Genomic DNA, 24256 nt, shown 5'->3' with positions numbered 1-24256 from the left:
TTGTGACTACATCTCAATGTGCTGCACTGTACCAGTACACGAGTACAAATGAAATAAAAAAAGCCCCGATTGTTGAGATCGGGGCTGTATATATTACTTTACGCAGCGAAACTTATGCGTCACCGCCGAAACGACGACGACCAGCGGAGTCATCACGACGCGGGGCAGAAGAATCGTCACGACGCGGACCACGGTTGCCTTCACGACGTTCGCCGCTGAAACGACGACCATCGCCACGACCGCCTTCACGACGCTCACCGCTGAAATTACGACCTTCGCCACGACCGCCTTCACGACGCTCGCCGCTGAAACGGCCACCGCCACGACGCTCACCACCGGTGTGCGGAACTGCATCGCCAACCAACTGCATGTTCATCGGCTTGTTCAGGATGCGAGTACGGGTAAAGTGCTGCAGCACGTCGCCCGGCATACCTTTCGGCAGCTCGATGGTGGAGTGGGAAGCAAACAGCTTGATGTTACCGATGTAACGGCTGCTGATATCGCCTTCGTTAGCAATCGCGCCAACGATATGACGAACTTCAACACCGTCATCACGGCCCACTTCAATGCGGTACAGCTGCATGTCACCAACGTCACGACGTTCACGACGCGGACGATCTTCACCACCACGGTCATTACGGTCACGAGGGCCACGATCGTTACGATCGCGCGGACCACGGTCATCACGATCGCGGAATTCGCGTTTCGGACGCATTGGTGCATCTGGCGGCAGGATCAGCGGACGTTCGCCCTGAGCCATTTTCAGCAGTGCGGCTGCCAGCGTTTCGATATCCAGCTCTTCTTCCGGCTGCATTTTCGCCAGCAGAGCACGGTACTGATCCAGATCGCTGCTTTCCAGCTGCTGCTGTACTTTAGCGGCGAATTTTTCCAGACGGCGTTTGCCCAGCAGTTCTGCGTTCGGCAGTTCTACTTCCGGAATCGTCAGCTTCATGGTGCGTTCGATGTTACGCAGCAGACGACGCTCACGGTTCTCAACGAACAGCAGCGCACGGCCAGCACGACCCGCACGACCGGTACGGCCGATACGGTGAACGTAAGACTCGGAATCCATCGGGATGTCGTAGTTAACAACCAGGCTGATACGCTCAACGTCCAGGCCACGGGCCGCAACGTCGGTAGCAATCAGGATATCCAGGCGGCCATCTTTCAGACGTTCCAGAGTCTGCTCACGCAGGGACTGGTTCATGTCGCCGTTCAGTGCAGCGCTGCTATAACCGCTACGCTCCAGCGCTTCTGCCACTTCCAGGGTCGCATTTTTGGTACGAACGAAGATAATCGCCGCATCAAAATCTTCTGCTTCCAGGAAACGCACCAGCGCTTCATTTTTACGCATGCCCCACACAGTCCAGTAGCTCTGGCTGATGTCAGGACGCGTGGTAACGCTGGACTGAATGCGTACTTCCTGCGGCTCTTTCATAAAGCGACGGGTAATACGACGAATCGCTTCCGGCATGGTTGCAGAGAACAGAGCGGTCTGATGACCTTCCGGGATCTGCGCCATGATGGTTTCAACGTCTTCGATGAAGCCCATACGCAGCATTTCGTCAGCTTCGTCCAGTACCAGACCGCTCAGTTTGGAGAGGTCCAGAGTACCGCGCTTCAGGTGATCCAGCAGACGGCCCGGCGTACCGACGACGATCTGTGGTCCCTGACGCAGGGCACGTAATTGCACGTCATAACGCTGGCCGCCGTACAGGGCAACCACGTTCACGCCGCGCATGTGTTTAGAGAAATCCGTCATGGCTTCTGCTACCTGAACCGCCAGTTCGCGGGTCGGTGCCAGCACCAGAATCTGAGGTGCCTTCAGCTCAGGATCAAGATTGTTGAGCAGCGGTAAAGAGAACGCTGCAGTTTTGCCGCTACCTGTCTGGGCCATACCCAGAACATCGCGGCCGCCCAGCAGATGCGGAATGCACTCTGCCTGGATTGGAGATGGTTTTTCGTAACCCAGATCGTTAAGGGCTTCAAGGATAGGAGCCTTCAGGCCCAGATCTGCAAAAGTGGTTTCGAATTCAGCCATGTAGTACGTGTGCCTCAAAATTAATGGCGGCCAGTCTACATAACTCATCATGAAATTGATCTGCAATTTTCATTGAAAAGTGTGAACCGGCTCAAAGTAGGTGTATTAACGAACAACAACGCCCTCACCCGTGAAGGTGATGGCAATCAAAAAAGATTACGGGCTGATGTGTACGTCAGCTATTGCTGGTCCGATTCTGCCAGGTCATCTTGGTCCTGGCCCAGGAGCGATAATTCCAACAATGCGTATCGGTGCTCAACAAAGTTATGAACGTTGTTAGCCACCGCCAGTTTGAACAATGCCGTAGCGTTGTCCAAATCCCCCAGACTTAGGTAGTACTTACCTAAATAGAAGTTGGTTTCACTGAGATGCTCAGCGAGCGAGGTGTTATCCGTTGCGTCCGCCTTCAGGCGTTCCATCAGCGTTGCTTCGCTAATGTTGCCCAGGTAGAACTCGACAATGTTCCATCCCCATTGCTCTTTATCCGATTTCTCAAAGCGTTGCTTCAACGCTTCTTTCGCCTGCTTCTCATCGAGCTTCTGCTCGGCGAGATAAAGCCACAGACTACGGAAAGGATCATTGGGATCGTCTTGATAAAACGCTAGCAGATCATCTTGCGCTAACTTGTCGCGACCGCCGTAATACAATGCGATACCGCGATTTAAGTGCGCGTAGTTGTAAGTTGGATCAAGCTCAAGTACAGAATCAAACGCTTCATAGGCAGCATCAAAATTGCCTGCCTGCGTTAAATATATACCTAAGTAATTGAATACTTCAGGCATATCTGGTCGGATTGCCAGCGCTTGTGAAAAATCATTTCGCGCCAGTGCCCTCAGACCGAGACTATCATACAACACTCCGCGCTCATATAAAAGCTGTGCGCGTTCGTCATCGGTTAAAGCCCGACTGGCAAGAATTTGTTCCATACGTGCCAGAATCACTTCCTGCTGCAAAGTCGGTTGCAATGGTACTGCGAGGACTTCACTCTTTCGCCAGGCGGAATTACTGCATCCAGCCAGCGTGAGTGCTGTCGCAACGAAACACCAGCGCAAAAAAGGCTTCATTTCCCACTCCCGAAGACAACGATTGAATGAACGTCCAGGTTCCCCGGTTGCTAACAAGGCATCCTGCCGGGTTAAAGGCCCTCCGCTTTCACGGAGGGCAATGGCAACCTTACTAGCCCTGGCTTGCCGGAGCTTCCGGTTCGCCTGCAGGCTGAGACTGCTCAGTTGCTTCTTTAATGCTCAGACGTACACGGCCCTGGCGATCAACTTCCAGAACTTTGACCGGTACTTCCTGGCCCATCTGCAGGTAGTCGGTCACTTTCTCAACGCGCTTATCAGCGATCTGAGAGATGTGTACCAGACCTTCTTTACCGCCACCGATGGCAACGAATGCGCCAAAGTCAACGATACGGGTCACTTTACCATTGTAGATACGGCCTACTTCGATCTCTGCGGTGATCTCTTCGATACGACGGATAGCATATTTCGCTTTTTCGCCGTCGGTCGCAGCAATCTTCACGGTACCATCATCTTCGATTTCAATGGTGGTGCCGGTTTCTTCGGTCAGAGCACGGATAACAGAACCGCCTTTACCGATAACGTCTTTGATCTTGTCCGGGCTGATCTTGATGGTGTGGATACGCGGAGCAAATTCAGAGATATCGCCACGCGGTGCGTTGATCGCTTGTTCCATCACACCCAGGATGTGCAGACGCGCACCTTTAGCCTGGTTCAGAGCAACCTGCATGATCTCTTTGGTGATACCTTCAATTTTGATATCCATCTGCAGTGCAGAGATACCGTCGCGGGAACCCGCCACTTTGAAGTCCATATCGCCCAGGTGGTCTTCGTCGCCCAGGATGTCAGACAGAACAACAAAGTTGTCGCCTTCTTTCACCAGACCCATCGCGATACCCGCAACAGCGGCTTTGATCGGCACGCCTGCGTCCATCAGCGCCAGGGAAGCACCACATACGGAAGCCATGGAAGAAGAACCGTTAGATTCGGTGATTTCAGAAACCACACGCACGGTGTACGGGAATTTATCCAGTTCCGGCATTACTGCCAGTACGCCACGTTTCGCCAGACGGCCGTGACCAATCTCACGACGCTTCGGAGAACCGACCATACCGGTTTCACCTACGCAGTACGGAGGGAAGTTGTAGTGGAACAGGAAGTTGTCAGTGCGCTCGCCCATCAGTTCGTCAAGGTTCTGCGCATCACGAGTGGTGCCCAGGGTCGCAGTAACCAGCGCCTGAGTTTCGCCACGGGTGAACAGTGCGGAGCCGTGGGTACGCGGCAGAACGCCAGTACGCACGTCCAGACCACGGATCATGTCTTTTTCACGGCCATCGATGCGCGGCTCGCCTGCCAGTACGCGGCTACGAACAACGTTTTTCTCGATAGCGTGCAGGATTTCACCCAGTTCGTTAGCGTCCAGGGTTTCGTCTTCAGCCACCAGAGTCGCGATGGTTTCAGATTTGATTACGTCAACCTGAGCATAACGCTCTTGTTTGTCGGTGATGCGGTAAGCATCGCTCAGGCGAGCTTCTGCCAGTGCGGCAACGCGTGCGTTCAGCGCTTCGTTGACGGCTTCTGGCTGCCAGTCCCAACGCGGTTTGCCAGCTTCTTTCGCCAGCTCGTTGATAGCCTGAATCACAACCTGCTGCTGTTCGTGACCGAACACAACAGCACCCAGCATCTGATCTTCGCTCAGCAGTTCTGCTTCGGATTCAACCATCAGTACGGCTGCTTCAGTACCCGCAACAACCAGGTCCAGCTTGCTTTCTTTCAGTTCGTCCTGAGTCGGGTTCAGTACGTACTGGTCATTGATGTAACCAACACGTGCAGCACCGATCGGGCCGTTGAATGGAATACCAGACAGAGTCAGCGCAGCAGATGCACCAATCATTGCCACGATGTCCGGGTTAACCTGCGGGTTAACGGAAACAACGGTCGCGATAACCTGAACTTCGTTCACGAAGCCTTCCGGGAACAGCGGGCGAACCGGGCGGTCAATCAGACGCGCGATCAGGGTTTCGCCTTCGCTCGGACGGCCTTCACGACGGAAGAAGCTACCCGGGATACGGCCAGCAGCGTAGGTACGCTCCTGATAGTTAACGGTCAGCGGGAAAAAGTCCTGGCCTGGTTTCGCTTTTTTCTGGCCAACAACGGTAACGAATACCGCGGTGTCATCCATGCTAACCATAACAGCGGCAGTCGCCTGACGCGCCATCATGCCGGTTTCCAGCGTAACGGTATGCTGACCGTACTGGAATTTACGAACGATCGGATTAAGCAAAATAATATCCTTTCTCTATTTTTTTGACGGCACATTTTGCGCCATCGTTAATACCCGATCTTCTGCGCATCCTCGCGACTAATGACAACCCTAACCCATAAGCATGAGTAAAGCCTCTCATTAGCCGCGCGAACCTCTGCAACGGAAGATCATTCATAGCAACAATACATTAGTTTCCAGCGAATTGCTGCCATCTGCTGGAAAAAAGGGGCCATGAAGGCCCCCTCTTTCTGAAACTCGAAAGAATTAGCGACGCAGACCCAGACGCTCGATCAGCGCGGTGTAACGTGCAACATCTTTACGTTTCAGGTAGTCGAGCAGTTTACGACGCTGAGAAACCATGCGCAGCAGACCACGACGGCTGTGGTGATCTTTTTTGTGCTCTGCAAAGTGGCCCTGCAGGTGGTTAATCTGTGCAGTCAACAGTGCAACCTGAACATCGGTAGAACCGGTGTCGTTTGCATCACGACCAAACTCAGAAACGATTTTAGCGGTAGCTTCAGTACTTAGAGACATTTTAAAACTCCAAAGTGTTAAGAATGAAAGGATGCCGATCTCTAATTCAGCTATCCCAGTGTATACACTTTATCCTTCAAACTGACTCTGCGTTGGCTGCGTCCGCTCACCTCAGTCACTTACCTAAGTAAGCTCCTGAGGATTCTCAGACTTGCCGCCTTGATGCAGCTCGAATGATTTTGTGTATACGTCGCGTAGATTGTTAAACAATTTACGCGACGTTAAGCGGCAGTATTCTACTCGCAGCGCCCTTTTATCGCAAGACAGAGAGCGCTATGCAGGATACTCAACCACCAGGCGACGGGGGGCGACACGACCTTCATCGTCCATCTCCCCCATGCCGATAAACTTGCCGTCATCGCCTTCCGTCACGCGGACCAGCCCTTCCAGCGGCGCGCCTGACGTCCGTACCGGGTTACCATTTTTAAAGTAAACCGAGGATGTTAAAGGCAAATTAACAACAGGATAGTCCGATGCTGGACTGTCCATTGGCATCAGCAAAGGATCAAGCAGCTGTGCCGCCGGAATGTTCTGCTGCTCGGCCTGTTCAACCAGCTCACGCAGATGTTCCAGCGTCACCATTCGATCCACCGGATACTTGCTGACCGTCAAACGACGCAGATACGTGACGTGCGCGCCGCAGCCCAACTTCTCACCCAGATCGTCAACAATGGTGCGAATATAGGTGCCTTTGGAACAGTGAACTTCCAGCTCCAGTTCGTTACCTTCGTGACGGATAAACAGCAGCTCATAGACGGTAATCGGTCGCGCTTCACGCGGCACTTCAATACCCTGACGCGCATATTCGTACAGCTTCTTACCCTGATACTTCAGCGCCGAATACATTGACGGGATCTGCTCGATATCGCCGCGGAAAGTTTCCAGCGCGCTCGCCAGTTGTTCTGCGGTGAAGGTTACCGGACGTTCCTGCACGATTTGCCCATCGGCATCGGAAGTGTCTGTACGCTGGCCCAGACGGGCAACCACGCGATAGCGTTTGTCAGAATCCAGCAAATACTGTGAAAACTTAGTCGCTTCACCGAGGCAGATTGGCAGCATGCCTGTCGCCAGCGGATCCAGTGCGCCGGTATGTCCCGCGCGGTTGGCATTGTAGATGCGCTTTACTTTTTGCAGTACATCATTGCTGGACATGCCCTGCGGCTTATCCAGCAGCAGGACACCGTGAATATCGCGACCACGACGACGAGGACGACTCATCAGTCCTCCTTGCTGTCGTCCGCTGGGTTCACACGACGCTCATCGTCATGTTTCACCACGCTGGTCACCAGATTGGACATGCGCATCCCTTCAACCAACGAGTTGTCGTAGAAGAAGGTCAGCTCAGGCACGATACGCAGACGCATGGCTTTACCCAGCAGAGAGCGGATAAAACCAGAGGCTTCCTGCAGTGCCTTGATGCCGTTTTTCACAGCAGCTTCGTCCTGATCGTTGAGGAAAGTCACGAATACTTTGGCATATGCCAGATCACGAGACATCTCAACACCCGATACGGTGGTCATCATACCAACACGCGGGTCTTTGATTTCGCGTTGCAGGATAAGTGCGATCTCTTTCTGCATCTCTTGCGCGACACGCTGCGGGCGACCAAATTCTTTCGCCATAATAAATTCTCCAGAATAAAGACAAAAAAGGGGCTATCAGCCCCTTTTTAAATTTCTTGCCGGGTGGCGCTTCGCTTACCCGGCCTACACCTAATCATCTTCTAAGGATTTTGGGCTGCAAATTGCGGCCCAAAAGACGACGAAGATTAAGCGATAGTACGTTGGATCTCGATAATCTCGAACACTTCGATCATATCGCCAACGCGAACGTCGTTGTAGTTCTTAACGCCGATACCACATTCCATGCCGTTACGGACTTCGTTAACGTCATCTTTGAAGCGACGCAGGGATTCCAGCTCGCCTTCATAGATAACCACGTTGTCGCGCAGAACGCGGATTGGGTTGTGACGTTTAATCGTGCCTTCGGTAACCATACAGCCTGCGATAGCGCCGAATTTCGGTGATTTGAACACATCACGAACTTCAGCCAGACCAATGATCTGCTGTTTCAGCTCCGGAGACAGCATGCCGCTCATCGCTGCTTTCACTTCGTCGATCAGATGATAGATGACGGAGTAGTAACGCAGATCCAGGCTTTCAGATTCGATAACTTTACGTGCAGAGGCATCAGCACGGACGTTGAAGCCAACCAGAATCGCGTTGGATGCCGCAGCCAGGGTCGCGTCGGTTTCGGTGATACCACCTACGCCAGAACCGATGATCTTCACTTTGACTTCGTCGGTAGACAGTTTCAGTAAAGAGTCGGAAATCGCTTCTACAGAACCCTGAACGTCAGCCTTCAGGACGACGTTCACTTCGTGAACTTCGCCTTCGGTCATGTTAGCGAACATGTTCTCGAGTTTAGATTTCTGCTGACGAGCCAGTTTAACTTCACGGAATTTGCCCTGACGATACAGTGCAACTTCACGGGCTTTCTTCTCGTCACGAACGACAGTAACTTCGTCACCTGCAGCCGGAACACCGGACAGACCGAGGATTTCCACCGGAATGGACGGACCTGCTTCCAGTACTTCCTGACCCAGTTCGTTACGCATAGCACGAACGCGACCGTATTCGAAGCCACACAGTACGATGTCGCCTTTGTGCAGCGTACCTTCACGCACCAGTACGGTAGCAACCGGACCACGACCTTTATCCAGGAAGGATTCGATAACCGCACCGCTCGCCATACCTTTACGCACAGCTTTCAGTTCCAGTACTTCGGCCTGCAGCAGGATAGCGTCCAGCAGCTCGTCGATACCGGTACCCGCTTTCGCAGAAACGTGAACGAATTGGCTCTCGCCGCCCCACTCTTCCGGCATGATGCCGTACTGGGACAGTTCGTTTTTAACGCGATCCGGATCCGCTTCCGGCTTATCGATTTTGTTGACTGCAACCACCACCGGTACACCCGCCGCTTTCGCGTGCTGGATAGCTTCGATGGTCTGCGGCATCACGCCGTCGTCTGCTGCAACAACCAGAACAACGATATCCGTTGCCTGAGCACCACGAGCACGCATGGAGGTAAACGCGGCGTGACCCGGGGTATCCAGGAAGGTGATCATACCGTTGTCAGTTTCAACGTGGTACGCACCGATGTGCTGAGTAATGCCGCCTGCTTCGCCAGAGGCCACTTTCGTAGAACGAATGTAGTCCAGCAGAGAGGTTTTACCGTGGTCAACGTGACCCATGATGGTCACAACTGGTGCGCGCGGTTCAGCCGCAGCACCGGTGTCACGGTCGCTCATTACCGCTTCTTCCAGCTCGTTTTCACGACGCAGGATAACTTTGTGGCCCATCTCTTCGGCAACCAGCTGTGCGGTTTCCTGGTCGATGACCTGGTTAATGGTAGCCATTGCGCCCAGTTTCATCATCGCTTTGATGACCTGAGAGCCTTTAACTGCCATTTTGTTCGCCAGATCGCCAACGGTGATGGTTTCGCCGATCACAACGTCACGGTTAACGGCCTGAGCTGGCTTCTGGAAGCCCTGCTGCAGAGCGGAACCTTTACGCTGCTTACCGCCTTTACCGCCGCGAACCGCTGCACGTGCTTCCTCACGGTCAGCTTTAGATTCAGCGTGTTTGTTGCCTTTCTTCGCCGGACGCGCTGCTTTAGTGCTGCGAGTACGACCACGACCGCCTTCGACTTCACGATCGTTCTCGTCTTCAGCCTGGCGAGCATGCTGAGAAGTGGTGACGTGATAATCGCTGGTGTCTTCGACAGGTTCAACGTTATTCACACCATTTTTCTCGTTTTCTTCCGCCATACGGCGAGCTTCTTCCGCTACGCGGCGCGCTTCTTCTTCAAGCTTGCGACGTGCTTCTTCTTCCGCTTTACGCTTCAGTTCTGCGGCTTCATTTTCACGGCGGGCTTTTTCGGCCTGGGCGGTTTTAGTCATATCGTCGGTCTGTTGATTGCTCACTTTGTCTTTTTCCGCAGCTTCACGTTTCGCTTTATCAGCGGCTTCACGCTTAGCTTGTTCTGCGGCCTCACGTTCGGCTTTTTGTTGCGCCTCGCGTTTGGCAGCTTCTTCTGCCTCACGACGGGCTTGCTCTTCCGCTTCACGCTGCGCCTGCTCTTCCGCGGCAAGGCGTTCAGCCTCTTGCGGATCGCGTTTCACAAAGGTGCGTGTCTTGCGGACTTCGATTTGTACCGATTTGCTTTTTCCACCGGTACTTGGAATATTGAGAGTACTGCGCGTTTTACGCTGCAATGTCAACTTATCCGGCGCTGAGCCGTTTTCACGGTTCAAATGCGCCAGTAAGGTTTGTTTCTCTTGTGCGGACACAGAGTCGTCAGCAGACTTCGGGATACCGGCATCAGCAAATTGCTGTACCAGGCGATCCACGGAAGTCTGTATCTCTGCAGCCAGCGTTTTTACGGTTACATCTGTCATACTGTTCCTTCCTGCTACAGTTTATTACGCTTCGTCGCCGAACCAGCAAATATTACGGGCAGCCATAATCAGCTCACCGGCTTTTTCGTCGGTCAACCCTTCGATATCAGCCAGATCATCAATGCCCTGTTCAGCGAGATCTTCCAGCGTACAAACACCACGGGCCGCCAGTTTGAAGGCCATCTCACGATCCAATCCTTCCAGATTCAGCAGATCGTCAGCCGGTTTGTTATCACCGAGGCTTTCTTCCTGGGCCAGTGCCAGAGTGGTCAGTGCGTTTTTAGCACGCTCGCGCAGCGCTTCAACGGTCTGTTCATCCAGGCCGTCAATTTCCAGCAGCTCTTTCATTGGCACGTAGGCCAGTTCTTCCAGCGTCGCAAAACCTTCTTCCACCAGAACGGTCGCGAAATCTTCATCGATATCGAGATATTTGGTGAAGGTATCGATGGCTGCATGTGCTTCAGCCTGATGCTTCGCCTGCAGGTCATCAACGGTCATCACGTTGAGTTCCCAACCGCTCAGTTGTGAAGCCAGGCGGACGTTCTGACCATTACGTCCAATCGCCTGAGCCAGGTTACCGGCTTCAACCGCGATATCCATGGTGTGCTTGTCTTCATCCACCACGATAGAAGCAACGTCTGCTGGCGCCATTGCGTTAATCACGAACTGCGCCGGGTTATCATCCCACAGGACGATATCGATACGCTCGCCGCCCAGTTCGGTAGAAACCGCCTGAACGCGCGCACCGCGCATACCAACACAGGCGCCGACCGGATCAATACGCTTGTCGTTGGTCTTAACGGCGATTTTCGCACGCGATCCCGGATCACGGGCAGCCGCTTTAATTTCGATAACTTCTTCGCCAATTTCCGGTACTTCAATGCGGAACAGCTCAATCAGCATTTCCGGTTTGGAACGGGTTACAAACAGCTGCGCACCGCGCGCTTCCGGGCGTACAGAGTACAGAACACCACGAATACGGTCACCTGGGCGGAAGTTTTCACGCGGGAGCATGTCTTCACGCAGGATAACAGCTTCAGCATTGCTGCCCAGATCCAGAGAAATGTTGTCGCGGTTTACTTTCTTTACCACACCGGTGACGATTTCGCCTTCGTGTTCGCGGAACTGATCGACAACCATTGCGCGTTCAGCTTCACGTACTTTCTGTACGATAACCTGTTTCGCGGTCTGGGTGGTGATACGGTCAAAGGTGACAGATTCAATCTGATCTTCAACATATTCGCCCACGTTCAGACTTTCGTCTTCGAAGCGTGCCGCTTCCAGCGTAATTTCTTTGGTCGGCTGAGTAACTTCTTCTACGATTACCCAACGACGGAAGGTATCGAAATCACCGCTTTTACGATCGATTTCTACGCGAACGTCGATCTCTTGCTCATATTTTTTCTTTGTTGCTGTAGCCAGCGCACTTTCCAGTGCTTCAAAAATTTTCTCGCGTGGCAGCGCTTTTTCGTTGGATACGGCTTCAACAACAGCCAAAATTTCTTTGTTCATCGCGGGCTTTTCACCTCAATCCAGACTGTTAAAAGTGGGGAACCAGGTTCGCCTTCTGGATATTACTCAGCGCGAACACTTCATCTTTGCCTTCGACTGTGACCGTGATCATCTCACCGTCCACCGCTTTGATAACGCCCTGCCATTTACGACGGTTTTGTACCGCCATACGAAGAACCAGCGTGACTTCTTCACCCAGGAAACGCACGTAGTGTTCAGCTGTGAACAGAGGACGGTCGAGACCCGGAGAGGAGACTTCCAGGTTATAGGCAACGGTGATTGGGTCTTCGACATCCATCACGGCGCTTACCTGATGGCTCACATCAGCACAATCATCAACATTGATGCCATCTTCACTATCAATATAGATGCGCAGTGTGGATGTGCGACCACGAATAAATTCGATGCCGACCAGTTCGTAGCCCAGGGCTTCAACTGGCGCTGTAATCATCTCTGTTAATTTTTGCTCTAATGTGGACAAGCCCACCCCCAAGACATAAAAAAAGGGCCTAAAGCCCAGTTATTCTGTAGTCAGATAACAAAAAACCCCGATAAATCGGGGCTTTAGATAACTGAACCCTATAACCGCACCTGCGGTTCGGAGAACCTTCCGAAAGAATTTTTTTCAAATCCAGCTACGAAGGCCTAAGTCTTCACAGTATATTTGAAAAAGAACTCTAAGGGAAAGTGGTTGCGGGGGCCGGATTTGAACCGACGACCTTCGGGTTATGAGCCCGACGAGCTACCAGGCTGCTCCACCCCGCGCCTGAAACGTGGCAAATTTTACTCGTTTTGGGTAAAAAATGCAAATACTGCTGGGATTTGGTACCGAGGACGGGACGTAAAATCTGCGCACAGTATATTGATTCACTATGCGTTATGTCAACCTTGTTACGACTATGCAAATCAATGAATGCTGCCCAGCGCTAGCCCAGCAAGATAAATATGCCACCCACGCCGTTATTTAACGAAATTATCACTAAACTCTTCCTGTCATCCAGAAAAGATGATTAAATGAAAACTCATTTATTTTGCATAAAAATGCAATTAGCATAATAAGCGACCTCTTCACCAGTCTATCAAGCAGGGTTTTATTTTATGACGACGATTCTCAAGCATCTCCCGGTAGGTCAACGTATTGGTATCGCTTTTTCCGGCGGCCTGGACACCAGTGCAGCACTGCTGTGGATGCGACAAAAAGGGGCTGTCCCATATGCATATACTGCGAATTTGGGCCAGCCGGATGAGGATGACTATGACGCCATTCCTCGCCGTGCAATGGAATATGGTGCTGAGAATGCTCGCCTGGTAGATTGCCGTAAGCAGCTCGTTGCCGAAGGGATCGCTGCCATTCAGTGCGGTGCATTCCACAACACCACTGGCGGACTGACCTACTTCAATACCACCCCGCTGGGCCGTGCCGTGACCGGCACCATGCTGGTTGCCGCCATGAAAGAAGATGGCGTAAATATCTGGGGTGACGGTAGCACCTATAAAGGTAACGATATTGAACGTTTCTATCGTTACGGTCTGCTGACCAACGCCGAACTGCAGATTTATAAACCATGGCTGGATACCGATTTTATCGATGAACTCGGCGGTCGCCATGAGATGTCCGAATTTATGATTGCCTGTGGTTTCGACTACAAGATGTCCGTTGAGAAAGCGTACTCAACAGACTCCAATATGCTCGGGGCGACCCACGAAGCAAAAGATCTGGAATTCCTGAACTCAAGCGTCAAAATCGTCAACCCAATTATGGGCGTGAAGTTCTGGGATGAGAGCGTGAAGATCCCGGCAGAAGAAGTGACTGTGCGTTTTGAACAGGGTCATCCGGTTGCACTGAACGGTAAAACCTTCAGCGACGACGTTGAGATGATGCTGGAAGCCAACCGTATCGGCGGTCGTCACGGTCTGGGTATGAGCGATCAGATTGAAAACCGCATCATTGAAGCGAAGAGCCGTGGCATCTACGAAGCCCCGGGGATGGCATTGTTACATATCGCATACGAGCGTCTGCTGACCGGTATTCACAACGAGGATACCATCGAGCAGTATCACGCACATGGTCGCCAGCTTGGTCGTCTGCTGTATCAGGGCCGCTGGTTCGACTCTCAGGCGCTGATGCTGCGTGACGGTCTGCAGCGTTGGGTTGCCAGCCAGATTACCGGTGAAGTGACGCTGGAACTGCGCCGTGGTAATGACTACTCGATCCTCAACACCGTATCTGACAATCTGACTTATAAACCAGAACGTCTGACGATGGAAAAAGGCGATTCCGTATTCTCTCCGGACGACCGTATCGGTCAGTTGACCATGCGTAATCTGGATATCACCGATACCCGCGAGAAGCTGTTCGGCTATGCGCAGTCTGGTCTACTGACCGCTTCTTCCACAACCGGCCTGCCGCAGGTTGAGAATCTGGAAAATAAGGCGAAGTAAAGATACACCATCTTAAGGCCGCGAAAGCGGCCTTTTTTATGTGCGGAATATAGCTCTGCGGCCCCGTAGGCCTGATAAGTGTAGCGCCATCAGGCGTTGTAATAATGTCGGATGGCGGCGTAAACGCCTTATCCGACCTACAGGACAGCCACAAATAGCAGACGAAAAAAAAGACGCTTTGCAGCGTCTTTTTTTTGGAATTTGGTACCGAGGATGGGACTCGAACCCACAAGCCCGTTAGGGCACTACCACCTCAAGGTAGCGTGTCTACCAATTCCACCACCTCGGTACAGAATACTTAGCGTGGGATATCGCTGGTCGGCTGAGCCGGAGCAGCTGGCTGAGTTTGCTCGGTTTTCGCCGGTGCGCTCAGATTTTCCCACTCACTTCCTTTATTGGTCTTGTTGCTGTTCATGTTACCCAGCACCAGACTGATGATGAAGAACAAGGTTCCCAATACAGCTGTCATACGGGTCATGAAGTTACCAGAACCACTTGAACCAAACAGAGTACCAGAAGCGCCTGCGCCAAAAGAGGCTCCCATATCAGCGCCTTTGCCTTGCTGCAGCATGATCAAGCCTACCAGGCCAATTGCCACAATAAGGAAAACTACTAAAAGAGCTTCGTGCATAATCAACCTGTTCCTTGCGGAGTTGCCGCGTACAATGCTTCGACCATTAAAGCGGGAATATTTACTGTTTCCCACTGAAGCGGGTGTGAATACTAACCAAAGCGAATAACCTTCGCAAGGGCAATTTGTTAGCATTGTATCAACTGCGGAAAAAATCGCCACATCAATCAAAAACGCAGCAATTTCTCCCAGCATCTCTGCATGACGGCGCGTTGTTCGTCAAGATTCGCCCATACCACAACAGGGATTTCACAAATCAGATCTGCATTTTGTGGCCAGCAGTGAATAATTTGCTGATTAACCAACTCTTCCGCCACCATCGATTCAGGTAACCAGGCCATTCCCATATGGCGCAACACCATTTCTCGTATCGTTTCGCTTAAACCACTCTCAAACACTTTTTTCAACCGTGGTCGCACTCGTTGTTCTGCCAGCTCAATAATACGTCTGACAAAGGTATAGTCGCTGTAACATAGCCAGGGGATCGGGGTATGCGGATCGTCCAGCGTATCCACCAACTGTGCAGAAATCACAGGAATAAATCGCTCATACCGCCATAGTGAACGTTTTAACCCTCCGGCAATCTCCAACCCTGGTTGTGAAGAGGGTAAATCGTAAGTCACCAGCATATCAATTTGCCGGTTTATCAGGGCATTGAAGTGGTTGTCTATCCCCTGGATACTGGCGTTTACCGTAAAGTTTAACTGCGGCTCACTCTGTCGCAGGTAGTTGATCATATCCGGCAGGATATTCACCGACAGCGTATGCAGGCTGACCATCACCAGCGTGTTATCCGTTGCTGGCGTCATCGCCGACAGCTCATGGCGTGCCTCTGTTAACGTACTGAGGACGTGCCGGGCATAAGGTTCAAAGCGTTCACCATAGCGCGTCAGCGTGACGGGGGTCGTTGTCCGATCAAACAAAGGCACGCCCAGCACCTCTTCCAGCGCCTTTATACGCCGACTCAGCGCAGGTTGAGTAATATGCCGCTGCGCCGCGGCCTGAGAGTAGTTTCCATGCTGGCTCAAGGCCAGAAAATCTTCCAGCCACTTACAATCCACGTTGTGCTCTCCGCCATGCCATAACCGCATCCTCCAATAACAAATCGGTAATAGTCATAGTTATAGTAATGGCTTTATGGTGGGCATCATAACAACAATATTCCGTTTCACCTGCCGACTCTCACCTTCGACGTTTGACAGGACCGCTATGTTTACTTTATTGACCAATGCCCGTGTTTTTTCTCCTGAGGATTTAGGCCTCTGCTCCCTGCTCATTCATGCCGACCGAATTGTGGCGGTAGAAAAAGATATTTCACTGTTTGATGGCGTCAACGAGGTCATCGATTGTCGGGGTAAATGGGTTATCCCTGGCATCATCGATCAGCATGTTCATCTTACCGGTGGCGGTGGCGAAGCCGGATTTGCCAGTCGGACACCCGCCGTCAAGCTGCGCGATCTGATTCAGGCGGGTATTACCACGGTGGTTGGCGTGTTAGGCACCGATGCCATTTCTCGTTCGCCCAAAGACCTCTACGCTAAAATGCAGTCTCTCAACCTTGAGGGATTACGCGCGTTTATGCATACGGGAGCCTACGCCGTTCCCAGCCCAACCATTACGCGATCCATCCGCGATGATATGGCCTTCATTCCGGCAATTCTTGGTGTAAAAATCGCCCTCGCCGATCACCGCGGCTCTTACCCCTCTTTCCAGGAGTTGCTGAGGATAGTGAGCGATATTCGCGTCGCTTCCCTGCTGGCAGGGAAAAAAGGCTTGCTGCATGTGCACCTGGGGAATCTGCCGGAAGGGATGTCGCAACTTATTGAGTTGTGTGATGCGGGTATTCCGATTCACCATATTTCACCGACCCATGTTGCAAGAACAGAGCCCTTGTTCGAACAGGCTATTGCTTTCGCCCATCGCGGCGGCCATATCGATGTTACGTCCGGTGGCAGTCGTTTTATGCCTCAGGAGCAAGCGATTCTCCACGCACTCGAAGCACAGGTTCCGGCGGAGCGCATCACGATCAGTTCTGACGGCAATGGCAGCGTTCCGCGCTTTAACGCTCAGGGTATCGTTGAAGGTTTAAGCGCGGCACCGGTCGCAGGCAATCTTAACCTACTTCCTCGCCTGATTGATGTCGGTATTCCGGTGCCGCAGGCCATCGCAATGTTGACGGCAAACGTTGCACGCTCGCTGGGTATTTCCGGGGGCATGCTCTGCGCCGGAGAACGTGCCGATATCTGTGTACTCAATGATGACCTCTCGCTGGCCCATCTGTTTGCCGCGGGTAAACCGTTGCTGCGGGATGGAGAGTGCCTGGTTACCGGCAACTTCGAGTAAGGGGGCAAGAATGTCATTACTACTGGCGCTAATCGCCATCATTTTTGCCGGACGTCTGATCCTCAAAAAATATCACCCCCAGTCGGTACTGTTATTGACCGGGATTGTGCTGTTGCTTATCGCGCATTTTAGCGGAATGACCTCACTCAGTGGCCTGGTGAAAAAGAGCACCGGATTTGGCCCCTTTGACGCCTTTGAGTTTATCCGCGATACCCTGAGTGTGCGTCTCGGCGGCCTCGGGCTGCAAATTATGCTGATTGGTGGTTTCGCCACGTACATGTCAGCCATTGGCGCAAGCCAGGTACTGGTTCGGGTAACATCTCGTCCTCTACAACGGCTGAACTCGCCTTATCTGCTGCTGGGACTGGCACTGCTATTAGGCCAATTCCTGTCGCTGTTTATCAGCAGCGCCACCGGATTGGGTCTGCTGTTGATGGCGACGCTTTACCCATTGCTTACCCGTCTTGGCTGTAGCCGCGCCGCAGTTGCCGCAGTTATCGCCAGTACCTGTGCGGTTGAGTTTGGCCCAGGATCCGGCAACTCGGTTCTCGCCGCCAAAACCGCAGGTATTGAGGTGGTGAACTATTTTGTGCAGGATCAGTTGCCGATCGTTGTGCCCGTCATTCTTTTCATCGCCCTGTTGCATATTGTTGTGCAGCGCTTTTTTGACCGTCGGGAAAGTGGCGACAATGCAGCTCAGCAGATGCAGACATTAACGGCAACTGATGAAGCCGACGCACCTATCGCCTGGCTGTTTCTGCCTATGCTGCCGCTGGTATTGATGTTGGTGTGTAGCGATTTAGTATTTAGCTCGCTTAAGATTACGCTGGATACCGCCGTACTGATAAGCCTCGCTATTACGCTGGTTTGTGAGTACTGCCGTCATCGCAAAGCGCGCGAGGTGATGGCTGGCGTACAAAAGGTTTTCGACAGCATGGGCAGCGTTTTTGCCACCGTCGTGACGCTGATTATCGCCGGTGAAGTTTTTTCCGCCGGGCTGAAAGCCATTGGTGCCGTCGACGCGCTGCTGTCGCTTTCTGGCGAATTTGGCCTCAGCGCAGCCTCTATTATCCTGCTGATGACCCTAATCACCTTCGCAATTTCAGCGCTGATGGGCTCCGGGAATGCGGCATTTTTCTCCTTCGCCCCCATGGTGCCGGACATCAGCCGTCATATCGGTAGCGATATCGCAGTCATGATGTTGCCTATCCAGATATCGGCGGGTATTGGTCGTACGTTATCGCCGATTGCCGGCGTCATCATTGCTATCGCAGGGATTGCAGGCGTCTCGCCTGTGGATATTGTTAAGCGCACCGCGATTCCGATGCTGGGCGGTTGGCTACTGATGATTGCGCTAACCTTTGCCCGGTCTGGGCATTTGCTGGCGGTTCTGCCGTGGCTGGCAGTCCTTGTACTACTGATGGTCGGTGGTTATTTCTGGCAGCGCCGACGTAAACAGCCGCTTGCCGTATAGTAAAAAAAAGCCGGAGTCTCAGACTCCGGCTCTCACTTTCTTCGGGATTACGCCGCTTTCACAGCATCGGCAATACGGTGGGCGAATTCAGTCACCTGCGCTTCGTCTTCACCTTCAACCATCACACGAATTAACGGTTCGGTACCAGACTTACGCAGCAGGACGCGTCCACGGTTACCCAGCGCCGCTTCCACTTCCGCCATCACCGCTTTCACGTTTTCATGTTCCAGCGGATCGCCGCTACCTGCGGTGTAACGTACGTTAACCAGCAGCTGTGGGAACATTTTCATGCCGCTGCACAGGTCGTGCAAACTCATATGGTTGCGCACCATCGCCGCCAGCACCTGCAGCCCCGCCACGATGCCGTCACCAGTGGTGGTTTTGTCCAGCAGGATCACATGACCAGAGTTTTCGGCACCGATACGCCAGCCTTTTTCCTGCATTTTTTCCAGCACATAGCGGTCGCCAACTTTCGCCCGAGCAAAAGGAATACCCAGCTGTTTCAGCGCCAGCTCGAGGCCCATGTTGCTCATCAACGTACCTACCGCACCACCACGCAGCTGTCCCTGACGCAGGGCTTCACGGGCGATGATGTACATGATCTGATCGCCATCAACCTTATTGCCTTCGTGGTCAACCATAATGACGCGGTCGCCATCGCCGTCCAGTGCAATACCCAGATCGGCTTTTTCCGCAATCACGCGCGCCTGCAGGGCACGGACGTCAGTGGCGCCGACTTCTTCATTGATGTTCACACCGTTTGGCTCACAGCCAATGGCAATCACGTTTGCACCCAGCTCACGCAGTACATTTGGTGCAATGTGGTACGTTGCACCGTTAGCGCAATCCACCACAATTTTAAGCTCACTCAGACTCAGTTCGTTCGGGAAGGTGCCTTTGCAAAACTCGATATAGCGACCGGCAGCATCAACGATACGGGTAGCTTTACCCAGTTCAGCCGAGTCCACGCAGGTGATCGCTTTTTCCATTTCGGCTTCGATAGCTTCTTCAACCGCATCCGGCAGTTTGGTCCCATCGATGGAGAAGAATTTAATCCCATTGTCATAGAATGGGTTGTGCGAAGCGGAGATAACAATCCCGGCCTCAGCACGGAAAGCACGCGTCAGATAAGCAACGGCAGGTGTTGGCATTGGCCCTGTGAATGAGGCTGAGAGTCCGGCGGCTGCCAGGCCCGCTTCCAGCGCGGACTCCAGCATATAGCCGGAAATACGCGTATCTTTACCGATAATAATTTTACGTGAACCATGACGAGCCAGCACTTTCCCTGCAGCCCAGCCCAGCTTGAGCACAAAGTCAGGAGTAATTGGGGCATCACCTACGCGACCGCGGATCCCATCAGTGCCAAAATATTTACGATTACTCATAGCGTTTTTTTTCCTTTGCAGACAATGTGGCTTCCACCACACGCATCGCTTCTACGGTTTCTTTGACGTCATGGACACGAACGATCTGCGCCCCCTGCATTGCGGCAATCACCGCGCACGCAAGACTACCGCTCAGGCGTTCAGATGGCCCCACATTCAGTAACTGACCGACCATTGATTTTCGTGACATCCCAACCAGCAGCGGCAGATTAAAATGATGAAACTCCGCCAGACGTGCCAGTAATGTGTAGTTGTGAGTGAGATTTTTACCGAATCCGAACCCGGGGTCGAGCAACAATTTATCTTTTGTGATTCCAGCCCGCTCGCAACGTGCTATTTGCTCAACAAAGTAACGATCTACCTCAGCAAAAACATCCTCATACTTTGGCGCTTCCTGCATGGTTTTCGGCTGCCCCTGCATATGCATCAGGCAAACTGGCAATCCGGTCTCCGCTGCGGCTTCCAACGCTCCAGGCTCCGAGAGTGAGCGAATGTCATTGATGATATGCGCGCCAACCCTGGCGCATTCGCGGATCACTTCGGGCTTTGAGGTATCAACCGAAATCCACACTTCAAAACGCTGAGCAATCGCCTCTACCACAGGGATCACTCGCTGCAACTCTTCTTCAACACTCACATCAGCCGCGCCCGGACGCGTGGACTCACCACCCACATCAATGATAGTCGCCCCGGCGTTAATCATCAGGTTTGCGTGTTTTACCGCCTCAACCAAAGAGTTGTGCGCTCCACCATCGGAAAATGAGTCTGGCGTGACGTTCAAAATCCCCATGACGTGCGGATGGCTGAGATCCAGTGAAGAACCCTGAGCAAAGAGTTTCATAGTTTTATCCCTGGTAAAATCTTGAATATGCAGATAAGAAAAACCCCGGAGCAAGCCCCAGGGTTTTCAATTAAAACACGGTCATCATCAACGATAACTTATTTGTCGCCCAGCTGCTCTGACATAGTGCCAGAGTCCGGCGCACGCGGTTCATCAACCGGACGCGGTGCACTCGGCTTGCCGGTGCTGCCAGAGTTGTTGTTAGAAGAACCCGGTTCTTCCCAACCCGCAGGCGGACGCACATCGCGGCGAGCCATCAGATCGTCAATCTGCGGCGCATCGATAGTCTCATATTTCATGAGCGCATCTTTCATTGAGTGCAGAATGTCCATGTTTTCGTTCAGCAAACGACGTGCACGGTCATAGTTACGCTCAATCAGCAGTTTAACTTCCTGATCGATAATGCGAGCGGTTTCATCGGACATGTGTTTCGCTTTCGCCACAGAACGTCCCAGGAACACTTCGCCTTCTTCTTCAGCGTACAGCAACGGACCGAGTTTATCGGAGAAGCCCCACTGAGTAACCATGTTACGCGCCAGGTTAGTCGCGACTTTAATGTCGTTCGACGCACCGGTAGAAACATGTTCAGCACCGTAGATGATCTCTTCCGCCAGACGGCCACCGTACAATGTGGAGATCTGACTTTCCAGTTTCTGACGGCTGGCGCTGATTGCATCGCCTTCAGGCAGGAAGAAGGTCACACCCAGCGCACGACCGCGCGGGATAATCGTCACTTTGTGCACCGGATCGTGTTCCGGCACCAGGCGACCGATAATCGCGTGGCCAGCTTCGTGATACGCGGTAGATTCTTTCTGCGCTTCCGTCATCACCATGGAGCGACGTTCCGCACCCATCATGATTTTGTCTTTCGCTTTTTCGAACTCAACCATCGACACTACGCGCTTGTTGCCACGAGCAGCAAACAGTGCCGCTTCGTTGACCAGGTTCGCGAGGTCCGCACCGGAGAAGCCAGGCGTACCACGTGCAATGATTGCCGCATCGATATCCGGAGACAGCGGCACGCGACGCATATGCACTTTCAGGATCTGTTCACGACCGCGAACGTCCGGCAGACCAACCACAACCTGACGGTCGAAACGGCCTGGACGAAGCAGCGCAGGGTCAAGAACGTCCGGACGGTTAGTCGCTGCGATAACGATAATACCTTCGTTACCTTCGAAGCCGTCCATCTCAACCAGCATCTGGTTCAGCGTCTGTTCACGTTCATCGTGACCACCGCCCAGACCTGCGCCACGCTGGCGGCCTACGGCGTCGATTTCATCGATGAAGATGATGCACGGTGCCGCTTTTTTGGCTTGTTCGAACATGTCACGCACACGAGATGCACCGACACCCACGAACATTTCCACGAAATCAGAACCGGAAATTGTGAAGAATGGAACCTTCGCTTCACCTGCGATAGCTTTCGCCAGCAGGGTTTTACCCGTACCCGGAGGACCGACCATCAGGACGCCTTTCGGGATTTTACCGCCCAGTTTCTGGAAACGGCTCGGTTCGCGCAGATACTCAACCAGCTCAGCGACTTCTTCTTTTGCTTCGTCACAACCCGCAACGTCAGCAAAAGTCGTTTTGATCTGATCTTCCGTCAGCATGCGCGCTTTGCTCTTGCCGAACGACATGGCACCTTTGCCACCACCGCCCTGCATCTGACGCATGAAGAAGATCCAGACACCAATCAGCAGCAGCATTGGGAACCAGGAAATGAAGATAGAAGCCAGCAGGCTCGGCTCTTCAGGTGGTTCGCCAACAACCTTGACGTTTTTGGTCAGCAGGTTATCAAGCAGCTTCGGATCGTTAACCGGGATGTAGGTCGTGTAACGGTTACTATCTTTCTTGGTAACGTTAATCTCACGTCCGTTGATCTTCGCTTCACGAACCTGGTCCTGATTGACCTCTTGCAGGAAGGTAGAGTAATCAACCTTACGGCCATTAGACTCGCTGGGCCCAAAGCTCTGGAATACTGACATCAGCACAACGGCAATGACCAGCCAGAGAATTAGGTTTTTCGCCATGTCACTCAAGGGATTAACCTCATATTACAACTGTGTTAAAAACAGCGTCAGGATACTCTATATCCAGTTTCTTTCAAACTTTCGTTTGAAATCTGCCGGTTATGGTTTACGCCCGGTCGCTACAATATACACTTCACGCGAACGGGCGCGAGAAGAGTCCGGCTTACGAACTTTGACCTTCGTAAACAGGGAGCGAATCTCTCTTAGATACTCATCGAAGCCTTCGCCCTGGAACACCTTCACTACAAAACTACCACCTGGCGCTAATACATCACGAGCCATTCCAAGCGCCAGCTCTACCAGATACATGGCCCGGGGAATATCCACCGCCGGTGTTCCACACATATTTGGCGCCATATCAGACATGACAACTTGTACTTTACTGTCACCTACGCGTTCAAGTAACGCTTTCAGGACTAATTCATCACGAAAGTCGCCCTGAAGGAAGTCCACACCAACGATTGGATCCATAGGTAAAAGATCGCAAGCGATAATGCGGCCGGTGTTGCCGATCTGCGTAACTGCATATTGCGACCAGCCACCGGGTGCAGCACCGAGATCAACTATCGTCATCCCCGGTTTAAAAATTTTGTCACTTTGCTGTATTTCATCAAGTTTAAACCAGGCACGGGAACGTAACCCCTTTTTCTGCGCCTGTTGAACATATTTATCGCTAAAGTGTTCCTGAAGCCAGCGACTCGAGCTGGCAGAACGCTTTTTACCTGTCATTTCACATTCCCAAAGGGCAGTTCATCGTAACCAATGGTGTAAATTTCTACACAGCTATTTGGTGATATATGGGAGATGGCGGTAGAATGACCCGTTTTCAATCCCAACGTAAGCAAAAATATACGATGAATCTGAGTACTAAACAAAAACAGCACCTGAAAGGTCTGGCACATCCGCTCAAGCCTGTAGTTATGCTTGGCAACAATGGTTTGACCGAAGGGGTACTGGCCGAGATTGAACAAGCGTTAGAGCACCATGAACTTATCAAGGTGAAAATCGCCTCGGAAGATCGCGATACTAAAACCTTGATCGTGGAAGCTATCGTACGCGAAACCGGCGCCTGTAATGTGCAGGTCATCGGCAAAACGCTGGTACTGTATCGCCCGACTAAAGAACGTAAAATCTCGCTGCCACGCTAAGAATATCCCAAAGTTGAACACGAAGTTTGTGTAAAACGCGGGGTTTTCCGCTAGCAGGAGAGCAAAATGCCACGCTCTCTTCGTTGATAAAAGGCCGCTATGCGGCCTTTTTCCTTTCTTTACAA

Annotated in this window: 20 protein-coding genes and 2 tRNA genes; 4 read left to right on the top strand and 18 right to left on the bottom strand. The window is 52.4% G+C overall.

Annotated features, from left to right (window positions below; genetic code table 11):
- Positions 1-112: 112 nt before the first annotated feature.
- The 11 genes from OGV57_RS08980 to OGV57_RS08930 all read right to left on the bottom strand — a co-directional run bounded on the left by OGV57_RS08980 (position 113) and on the right by OGV57_RS08930 (position 12599).
- Positions 113-2041, bottom strand: a complete 1929-nt coding sequence (locus OGV57_RS08980) for a DEAD/DEAH family ATP-dependent RNA helicase (RefSeq protein WP_016151048.1) — start codon at positions 2039-2041, stop codon at positions 113-115.
- Positions 2034-2114 carry a protein YrbN gene (yrbN, locus tag OGV57_RS08975; RefSeq protein ID WP_010723222.1) on the bottom strand — a complete coding sequence of 27 codons (81 nt, stop codon included), beginning with the start codon at positions 2112-2114 and terminating at the stop codon, positions 2034-2036. Before yrbN ends, OGV57_RS08980 begins: the two co-directional genes overlap by 8 nt.
- Positions 2115-2220: 106 nt before the next feature.
- Positions 2221-3105: a lipoprotein NlpI gene (nlpI, locus tag OGV57_RS08970; RefSeq protein ID WP_003024982.1), complete on the bottom strand. Its 885-nt coding sequence runs from the start codon at positions 3103-3105 to the stop codon at positions 2221-2223.
- A gap of 112 nt (positions 3106-3217) precedes the next feature.
- On the bottom strand, positions 3218-5347 hold the full coding sequence (gene pnp, locus OGV57_RS08965; RefSeq protein WP_054528825.1) for a polyribonucleotide nucleotidyltransferase: 2130 nt from the start codon (positions 5345-5347) through the stop codon (positions 3218-3220).
- A 246-nt stretch (positions 5348-5593) separates the two neighbouring features.
- Positions 5594-5863, bottom strand: coding sequence for a 30S ribosomal protein S15 (rpsO, locus tag OGV57_RS08960; RefSeq protein WP_000059465.1), 270 nt, complete (start codon positions 5861-5863; stop codon positions 5594-5596).
- Between the two features lie 273 nt (positions 5864-6136).
- Positions 6137-7081 carry a tRNA pseudouridine(55) synthase TruB gene (gene truB / locus OGV57_RS08955; RefSeq protein ID WP_003024986.1) on the bottom strand — a complete coding sequence of 315 codons (945 nt, stop codon included), beginning with the start codon at positions 7079-7081 and terminating at the stop codon, positions 6137-6139.
- Entirely contained in the window at positions 7081-7485 is a 405-nt protein-coding gene (rbfA, locus tag OGV57_RS08950) for a 30S ribosome-binding factor RbfA (protein ID WP_003024988.1), read from the bottom strand. The genes truB and rbfA overlap by 1 nt, the downstream gene beginning before the upstream one ends.
- 146 nt (positions 7486-7631) lie before the next feature.
- Positions 7632-10322: a translation initiation factor IF-2 gene (gene infB, locus OGV57_RS08945; protein ID WP_286530969.1), complete on the bottom strand. Its 2691-nt coding sequence runs from the start codon at positions 10320-10322 to the stop codon at positions 7632-7634.
- 24 nt (positions 10323-10346) lie between these two features.
- Positions 10347-11834 (bottom strand): transcription termination factor NusA, encoded by a 1488-nt coding sequence (nusA, locus tag OGV57_RS08940; protein ID WP_003024992.1) that lies wholly within the window; start codon positions 11832-11834, stop codon positions 10347-10349.
- Between the two features lie 28 nt (positions 11835-11862).
- On the bottom strand, positions 11863-12315 hold the full coding sequence (gene rimP / locus OGV57_RS08935; RefSeq protein ID WP_003024996.1) for a ribosome maturation factor RimP: 453 nt from the start codon (positions 12313-12315) through the stop codon (positions 11863-11865).
- Positions 12316-12522: 207 nt separating this feature from the next.
- Positions 12523-12599, bottom strand: a tRNA-Met gene (locus OGV57_RS08930).
- A 333-nt stretch (positions 12600-12932) separates the two neighbouring features.
- Between OGV57_RS08930 and argG the strand changes: the two genes are divergently transcribed.
- Positions 12933-14276: an argininosuccinate synthase gene (argG, locus tag OGV57_RS08925; RefSeq protein WP_003024998.1), complete on the top strand. Its 1344-nt coding sequence runs from the start codon at positions 12933-12935 to the stop codon at positions 14274-14276.
- A gap of 202 nt (positions 14277-14478) precedes the next feature.
- Here argG and OGV57_RS08920 read toward each other — a convergent pair.
- From OGV57_RS08920 to OGV57_RS08910, 3 genes are all read right to left on the bottom strand, one after another.
- Positions 14479-14565, bottom strand: a tRNA-Leu gene (locus OGV57_RS08920).
- A gap of 9 nt (positions 14566-14574) precedes the next feature.
- Entirely contained in the window at positions 14575-14907 is a 333-nt protein-coding gene (secG, locus tag OGV57_RS08915) for a preprotein translocase subunit SecG (protein ID WP_003025000.1), read from the bottom strand.
- 167 nt (positions 14908-15074) lie between these two features.
- The gene (locus OGV57_RS08910; RefSeq protein WP_054528826.1) at positions 15075-15968 is read right to left on the bottom strand and encodes a LysR family transcriptional regulator; all 894 of its coding nucleotides are present in this window, start codon (positions 15966-15968) and stop codon (positions 15075-15077) included.
- A gap of 148 nt (positions 15969-16116) precedes the next feature.
- Here OGV57_RS08910 and iadA point away from each other — a divergent pair, with 148 nt between their 5' ends.
- Both iadA and dcuC read left to right on the top strand, forming a co-directional pair.
- On the top strand, positions 16117-17250 hold the full coding sequence (gene iadA, locus OGV57_RS08905; protein WP_048217105.1) for a beta-aspartyl-peptidase: 1134 nt from the start codon (positions 16117-16119) through the stop codon (positions 17248-17250).
- Positions 17251-17260: 10 nt separating this feature from the next.
- The gene (gene dcuC, locus OGV57_RS08900; protein ID WP_048217104.1) at positions 17261-18724 is read left to right on the top strand and encodes a C4-dicarboxylate transporter DcuC; all 1464 of its coding nucleotides are present in this window, start codon (positions 17261-17263) and stop codon (positions 18722-18724) included.
- Positions 18725-18771: 47 nt separating this feature from the next.
- Here the strand turns inward: dcuC and glmM are convergent, their stop codons facing one another.
- From glmM to rlmE, 4 genes are all read right to left on the bottom strand, one after another.
- Positions 18772-20109: a phosphoglucosamine mutase gene (glmM, locus tag OGV57_RS08895; protein WP_003025008.1), complete on the bottom strand. Its 1338-nt coding sequence runs from the start codon at positions 20107-20109 to the stop codon at positions 18772-18774.
- Positions 20102-20950: a dihydropteroate synthase gene (gene folP / locus OGV57_RS08890; protein ID WP_003025010.1), complete on the bottom strand. Its 849-nt coding sequence runs from the start codon at positions 20948-20950 to the stop codon at positions 20102-20104. The genes glmM and folP overlap by 8 nt, the downstream gene beginning before the upstream one ends.
- A 98-nt stretch (positions 20951-21048) precedes the next feature.
- Positions 21049-22983: an ATP-dependent zinc metalloprotease FtsH gene (ftsH, locus tag OGV57_RS08885; RefSeq protein ID WP_003025013.1), complete on the bottom strand. Its 1935-nt coding sequence runs from the start codon at positions 22981-22983 to the stop codon at positions 21049-21051.
- Between the two features lie 99 nt (positions 22984-23082).
- Positions 23083-23712, bottom strand: coding sequence for a 23S rRNA (uridine(2552)-2'-O)-methyltransferase RlmE (rlmE, locus tag OGV57_RS08880; RefSeq protein ID WP_003025015.1), 630 nt, complete (start codon positions 23710-23712; stop codon positions 23083-23085).
- A 125-nt stretch (positions 23713-23837) separates the two neighbouring features.
- On the opposite strand from rlmE, the gene yhbY reads away from it, so the two are divergent.
- Positions 23838-24131, top strand: coding sequence for a ribosome assembly RNA-binding protein YhbY (gene yhbY, locus OGV57_RS08875; protein ID WP_003025016.1), 294 nt, complete (start codon positions 23838-23840; stop codon positions 24129-24131).
- Positions 24132-24256: the final 125 nt, after the last annotated feature.

Origin of the sequence: Citrobacter sp. Cf087 (genome assembly GCF_030334285.1) — a bacterium.
Classification (GTDB): domain Bacteria; phylum Pseudomonadota; class Gammaproteobacteria; order Enterobacterales; family Enterobacteriaceae; genus Citrobacter; species Citrobacter freundii.
The sequence above is the reverse complement of the archived record's forward strand: the minus strand, read 5'-3'. Positions and strand labels throughout refer to the sequence as shown.